This is a genomic window from Cetobacterium sp. (genome assembly GCF_048470075.1).
Classification (GTDB): Bacteria; Fusobacteriota; Fusobacteriia; order Fusobacteriales; family Fusobacteriaceae; genus Cetobacterium_A.
Map to the genome: position 1 here is coordinate 1 of NZ_DBGBQB010000399.1, position 6593 is coordinate 6593.

Annotated in this window: 5 protein-coding genes and 1 pseudogene; 5 read left to right on the forward strand and 1 reads right to left on the reverse strand. The window is 30.2% G+C overall.

The genetic code is table 11. From position 1 onward, the window contains the following. The first annotated feature begins 56 nt into the window (after positions 1 to 56). Positions 57 to 1221, forward strand: a pseudogene (locus ACMOUI_RS13815) (dicarboxylate/amino acid:cation symporter). A gap of 85 nt (positions 1222 to 1306) precedes the next feature. After that, a complete protein-coding gene (locus ACMOUI_RS13820; RefSeq protein ID WP_418966274.1) occupies positions 1307 to 2536 on the forward strand; it encodes a cation diffusion facilitator family transporter in 1230 nt (409 codons plus the stop codon). Positions 2537 to 2575: 39 nt separating this feature from the next. Here the strand turns inward: ACMOUI_RS13820 and ACMOUI_RS13825 are convergent, their stop codons facing one another. Further along, on the reverse strand, positions 2576 to 3325 hold the full coding sequence (locus tag ACMOUI_RS13825) for a glucosaminidase domain-containing protein (RefSeq protein WP_418966275.1): 750 nt from the start codon (positions 3323 to 3325) through the stop codon (positions 2576 to 2578). Between the two features lie 149 nt (positions 3326 to 3474). Between ACMOUI_RS13825 and ACMOUI_RS13830 the strand changes: the two genes are divergently transcribed. From ACMOUI_RS13830 to ACMOUI_RS13840, 3 genes are all read left to right on the forward strand, one after another. Continuing rightward, positions 3475 to 4797: an MATE family efflux transporter gene (locus ACMOUI_RS13830; RefSeq protein ID WP_418966276.1), complete on the forward strand. Its 1323-nt coding sequence runs from the start codon at positions 3475 to 3477 to the stop codon at positions 4795 to 4797. Between the two features lie 117 nt (positions 4798 to 4914). Then, positions 4915 to 5898 (forward strand): DNA-processing protein DprA, encoded by a 984-nt coding sequence (locus tag ACMOUI_RS13835; RefSeq protein ID WP_418966277.1) that lies wholly within the window; start codon positions 4915 to 4917, stop codon positions 5896 to 5898. Positions 5899 to 5938: 40 nt separating this feature from the next. Further along, on the forward strand, positions 5939 to 6593 hold a 655-nt coding region (locus ACMOUI_RS13840), incomplete at its 3' end, for a homocysteine S-methyltransferase family protein (RefSeq protein WP_418966278.1).

Sequence of the window (6593 nt, forward strand, 5' to 3'; positions counted from 1 at the left end):
GTAATAAACTTGGGAAGTAGTAAAATATAACAAAATAGTTTAAAGGGGGACAAAGAATGTCAAATGTAAAAAAAGACAACTTGATATTGAAGTTGATATTTGGAGTTATTGCAGGACTGATAATTGGATTATTTTCCAACGAAGTTATAATTGGAATAATTCAGACTATTAAATTTATTTTAGGACAGATTATTTCCTTTACAGTTCCATTGATTATTTTAGGGTTTATAGCACCAGCCATAACAAAAATGAAGGCAAATGCAAGTAAAATGCTTATAGCAATGCTGATATTAGCTTATCTATCATCTTTGGGAGCCGCTATATTTTCAATGCTTTCAGGTTATATGATAATTCCTTTACTTAATATTTTAACTGCTGTGGATGGATTAAAAACATTGCCACCAATGTTATTTAAACTGAATATACCACCAGTTTTATCTGTAATGTCAGCTTTGGTTCTTGCATTGTTTTTGGGATTGGCAATAGTTTGGACAAACTCTAAAAAATTAGAAGCTGCATTAGATGAATTTAACAATGTTATTTTATCAATTGTATATAGAATTATAATACCTATACTACCAGTTTTTATAACATCTACTTTTGCTACACTGGCCTATGAAGGAAGTATAACAAAGCAGTTACCTATTTTCCTAAAAGTGGTTGCAATAGTTTTGATAGGACATTTTATCTGGTTATTTATCCTATACAGTATAGGGGGAGCAGTTTCAAAACAAAACCCTCTAAATCTTTTAAAGTTTTATGGACCTGCTTATTTAACAGCGGTTGGAACAATGTCTTCAGCAGCAACTCTTCCAGTGGCTCTATCTTGTGCTAAAAAATCTCAAAGTTTAGATGATGATATAGCTAACTTTGCAATACCGTTGGGAGCGACAGTTCATCTTTGTGGATCTGTATTGACAGAGGTATTCTTTGTTATGACAGTATCTCAAGTTCTATATGGAGTATTACCATCTGTTGGAACAATGGTGTTATTTGTAGTTTTACTTGGTATATTTGCAATTGGTGCTCCAGGAGTTCCTGGAGGTACAGTTATGGCATCTTTAGGTATTATATCTTCTGTATTGGGATTTGATGATACAGGTATAGCTTTAATGCTTACAATTTTTGCACTGCAAGACAGTTTTGGTACTGCATGTAATGTGGTTGGAGATGCTGATATTAAGTGGGATTTTTAAGAAGAATAGAAGTGTACAAAACTAAAATTAATATAAAAATACTCTCCTTACTTGTAAAAGGGGAGTTTTTTTTATATAATATTCTAATCACTATTTTTATGGAGGGGAAGATGTATAAAAGTTACTCTTTTGAGGAGATTGAAAATAAAATAGGGGATTTCAAACAATTGGATAGTGATTTTCCCATATATAAGAGTGGAATTTATGTAACAGTCGAGAATAAGAGTGAGATTATTGCATATGCAATATTGGAAAAAAATATGGATAGTTATGATTTAAAAAGAATTTTTGTAAAAAAAGATGAAAGATTTAAATCCTATGGAAGAAAATTAATATCATTTATCATCAATAAAAAACTAGAAAAAGGAAGTCTAATTGTGGAAAAGCAGGATATAATCTCCGGTTTTTTATTAAAGATAGGCTTTAAAAAAATGGAAAATGGAGAGTTTATTATTGAAGATTTAGAAAATAAAAATTTAAGAAAAAAAGAGGGTCAAAAAACGGTTATAGCATCAATATTTTGGAATATTGTTTTGGCTACAACAAAGATTAGTTTTGGATATATTGGAAAATCAAGAGCTTTACTAGCGGACGGTTTTAACTCTCTTTCCGATGTGGTAACATCAAGTGGAATACTGTTGGGGATTCATTTTAGTAATATTCCAGAAGATGAATCTCATCCTTTTGGTCATGAGAAGATAGAGAGCGTGATAGGCGTAATAATGGGGATTTTTATGATTCTTACTGCCTTTGAACTTGGAAAAGGTGGAGTTGAAATTCTACTCTCTGGAGAGAAAAAAGAGGTTCCAGAGATGTTGACAGTATATTTTGCTCTATTTTCATCAGTTGTAAAGTATTTTATGTATAGACAAAAGATTAGAGTTGGGTTGGAAACGGAAAATAGTGCTTTAATAGCTGATGCTAAAGATAGTAGAAATGATATTTTTGCATCTTTAGGTGTAGTGTTAGGAATTGTTTTATCAATATATGTTAATCCTATATTTGACCTTTTAATAAGTATCTTAGTTGCTACGTTGATATTTAAAGAGGGAGTGAGTGTAATTTTAGAAACCACAGACACAATTTTAGATAAACAGGATATGGAGTTTGTAGATGAAATAAAAAAATATATATATGAGAATACAGATATAAAAAATGTCCATGATATTATGATGAGAAAATCAGGGGATAAAATATTTTTAGAACTGCATATAAGAGTTCCTAAGGATATGAGTGTTTACAATGCACATAAGATATCAGATGATTTAGAAAACTCAATAAAAGAGGACTTTCCACTGGTTAAAAGTATTATAATACATTTGGATTGTCTACTGAATTAAAAAAACAAGCCCACTCAACCTAGTGGGCTTGTTTTTATACTATACATCATCATATTTTTCAAAATTATTATGTCTTAACATAGTTTGTACTTTTTTAATATAAGCACCTTTTAATTCAGAATAGTTAGTTAAGCCAGATGCAATTTTTTCAGGAGGTTCTCCAGCATGAACCTTTGTTCTAAGTGATTTGTAAGCATTAACTCGTGAAAGAGTTAGAACAAAATCTTTAACAGAGTCTTTAATAGAATCATACTCCTTGTATGTACGATTTGTATGCTTGTAAGCATTCATACCAAAAAGGTTATTTTTCTCTCTAAAAACTTTTGATGTTCCCCAACCACTTTCAATGGCAGCTTGCGAAAGAATCAGTGATGTAGGGTATTTAATCATTCTTTTTTTAAGTTCAGACCAGTTATAAGCTGAAACTTTATAAGCTTTAAAAATTCTATCTAATTCTTTTTTTTCCTCAGAATTATGAGATTTCTTTTTGGATAATGCGTCGATAATAGCGATATCTCTGTCAATCTCCTTATTGACTATTTCAATGCTAGGCAGGAGCATCGAAATAAAAACTTCTTTTCTACTACGTATACTTAATTTTTTTAAATCCAATCCATCTAAAGAGTAAACATGATTTTTAGTAGGTTTATTCTCTAAATCTTTCAATGTTTTAACTTCTATAGTTTCGTATTTAATTTCGTGGGGAATATGAAAATCCACATCAATAGAGAATGTAAAAGATGAATAAAGGAAAAAAATAAGCATACTAATAACAAATTTTTTCACCATAACTTCTCCTTTATCAACAATTATATTTTTTGTATGCATTAAATTATACATTAAGATATGTTAAAAATCAATAAAAAATTTACATGGAACAAAAGGTGTAGTATAATAAAACGATATAAAAAACAAAATAAAAGTGGGAGAGGACAAAAATGTTAGAACAAAAAAAATCACTATTTTCCATTACAATTCCGATTTTTTTAGAGTTACTATTGGTCACTGTTGTAGGGAATATTGATACAATCATGCTCGGAAGATTTAGTGATAAAGCGGTTGGGTCAGTGGGTGGAATGAGTCAAGTGCTACTGATTCAAAACACTATTCTTAGTTTCATATGTTTGGGAACGACAATACTTATGGCTCAATTTATAGGGGCTAAAAATCATAGATCGACAAAAGAGGTAATTGCAGCATCTCTAGTGATGAACTTTTTTATAGGTGCTATTTTAGGATTGATATATTTTGTAGGATGGGAATGGATTTTAATAAAAATAAAACTACCATTAAATCTTAGAGATATAGGAATGGATTATTTTAAACTGGTGGGAGGGTTATGTATTTTTCAAGCTATATCTCTAACAAATGGAGCTATATTAAAAAGTTATGGAAATACAAAACCAATGTTATTTGTAAATGTTGGAGTTAATTTATTGAATATTCTAGGTAATGGAATGTTTATATTTGGATGGTTAGGAGCTCCTATTTTAGGTGTTACTGGTGTTGGACTTTCTACGGTTTTCTCTAGATTTATAGGTGCGATAGTTTCTCTATTAGTTATGACAAATTATTGTAAATTTAGTATAGCTGATCTGAATAGATTTACTTTAGAAAAAGTTAAAAAGATTCTATCAATAGGAATTCCTACAGCTGGCGAACATTTAACATGGAGTTTAACACAGGTTATAATATTGGCTATGGTCAATACTATGGGAACTATAGAGATAACTGCTAGAACATATTTGGCTTTAGTTTCATCTTTTATCATGATTTTTTCAATCGCTTTAGGGCATGGAACAGCGATTCAGGTGGGACAATTAGTTGGAGCGGGAGATAAAGATAGAGCGTATAATCAATGTCTAAAAAGTCTGACACTATCTTTTATAGCAGCAACAATAGTATCGACTTTAGTGTACTTTTTTAGATTTCAAATAATGGAGTTATTTACTGAGGATATGGATGTGGTTAAAGCTACTGCAAAAGTATTTCCATGGCTAATCTTTATAGAAACTGGAAGAACATTTAATATCGTTGTTATAAATGCTTTACATGCGGCGGGAGATATAAAGTTTCCAATGGCTATGGGGTGTTTTGTGATGTTAGGAGTGGCAGCTCCTCTATCTTGGCTATTGGGAATAAGAATGGAATGGGCTTTAGTTGGAGTTTGGATAGCCAATGGAACAGATGAGTGGATAAGAGGTTTCGCTATGCTTTGGCGTTGGAGAACAAAAAAATGGATGACAAAAGGCTTTGTGTAAAAAACGGATTTTTTAATCCGTTTTTTATTTTACATATAAATATATTTTTAAAATAAAGGTAATAGGAAAAAATGAAGTAGTTATTATAAAAACATAAAATATGGAGGCGAGAGAGTTATGTATTCAAAAGATGATATGATTTTATGGTCTATGATGAGTTCAATGGTTGTGAATGTTGGAAAAATTGAGATTTTAGCTTTTTCACCAGATAACATATTTAAAGTTTTTAAAAATTCAAGCGAGATGGGAATAAATGTTTTTAAAGAGGAACATAAAAGAGTACTAGAGGTTATAGATATATTGAGGGAGGGTATAGAAAAGGAAAAAATAAAGAGTTTTTTTGGGAATTTTAGACTTTTAAAAAATTTAAAAAATCAAGTTGAAAATGAGAAAAAAATTATGGATGAAAATAAAATAAAAATGCTTACATATTTTTGCCCAAACTATCCAGAAAAATTAAGAGCATGTAAAAATCCTCCATTTGTGTTGTACTATAAAGGGGATGAGTTAAAAAATTGTGATTTAGATAACTCTATTGCAATTGTTGGCACTAGAAAACCAGAAGCGGAAGGGGTATTTGAATTTACAGATGAGTTAATAAGAAGTTTTAAAAAAAATCTGAAATACAATATAAGTGGCTTAGCCTTGGGGTGCGATACCATTGGGCATAGAATAACGTTAAAATATGGTATAAAAAATATAGCCATATTGGGGCAGGGATTAGGAACAGATACCTATCCTAAAGAGAATTTTAGCCTAGCACAAGAGATTTTGGATAAGGGTGGGATTTTGATGTCGGAAATCCCTCCAAGCTTAAAAGTAAAAGGTGCTTATCTACTTCAAAGGAATAGATTACAGGCTTATTTAACAAATGAGTTATTAATTTTAGAAAGTGGAAAAAAAGGTGGAACTATAACAACTTTAAAAGCCGCTTTTTCAGAGAAAAGAAGAGTGTATGTGAGAAATATAAAAGTGAATCACACTATATTTAATATGCGAAATATAACCAAAGTAACTTTTGTAAACTCATACTCAGACATTGACCTGATTAAAGTGTTAACAACAAAACCAAATACTCTTTTTACTTTTGAGTTTTCTTAATATATAATGAAAGAAAATGGAGTGTAAAGGGAGGAGATTTATGAAAATTGAATTGTTGGATGGAGCTATGGGAACAACGATATCTGATATATATCAAGTGAAAGAAAGATGTAGGGAAAAGGTAAACTTTACTAATCCAGAGATTATAAGAGATATACATAAAAGATATAGTGAGGCTGGAGCAGATTATCTAAAAGCAAATACCTTTAATTGCTCTAAGGAGTCCTTAAAAGCTTATGGAGAGAATCCTGAAAAAGCTTATGAATATGCATTTTTAGGTGGAAGTATCTGTAAAGAGATTTCAAAAAAATATGGAAAAAAAAGTATTGGAACATTTTGTGATGGAGATATAGATCAAATAGATGGAATTTTAGATAGTGATGTAGATATTGTGATGATTGAAACTATATATAATTTAGAAAAGGGATTAAAAACTTTAGAGTTATTAAAGAAAAGAATGGAGATAAAAAAAATAGATAAACCTATAATGATATCTTTTGCAGTTGATAGAGAGTGTAAAATCTATTCAGGAGAGCAAATTATAGATATATATAAAAGATTTACAAGTGAAGGGGTAATCTCTTTAGGTATTAATTGCTCAGAATATTCTCAACAGATATCCAGAGTACTAAAAGAGATAAAAAAAGAGACAAAATTAAATATATCCTTTCACCCTAATTCAGATGGGGATATAG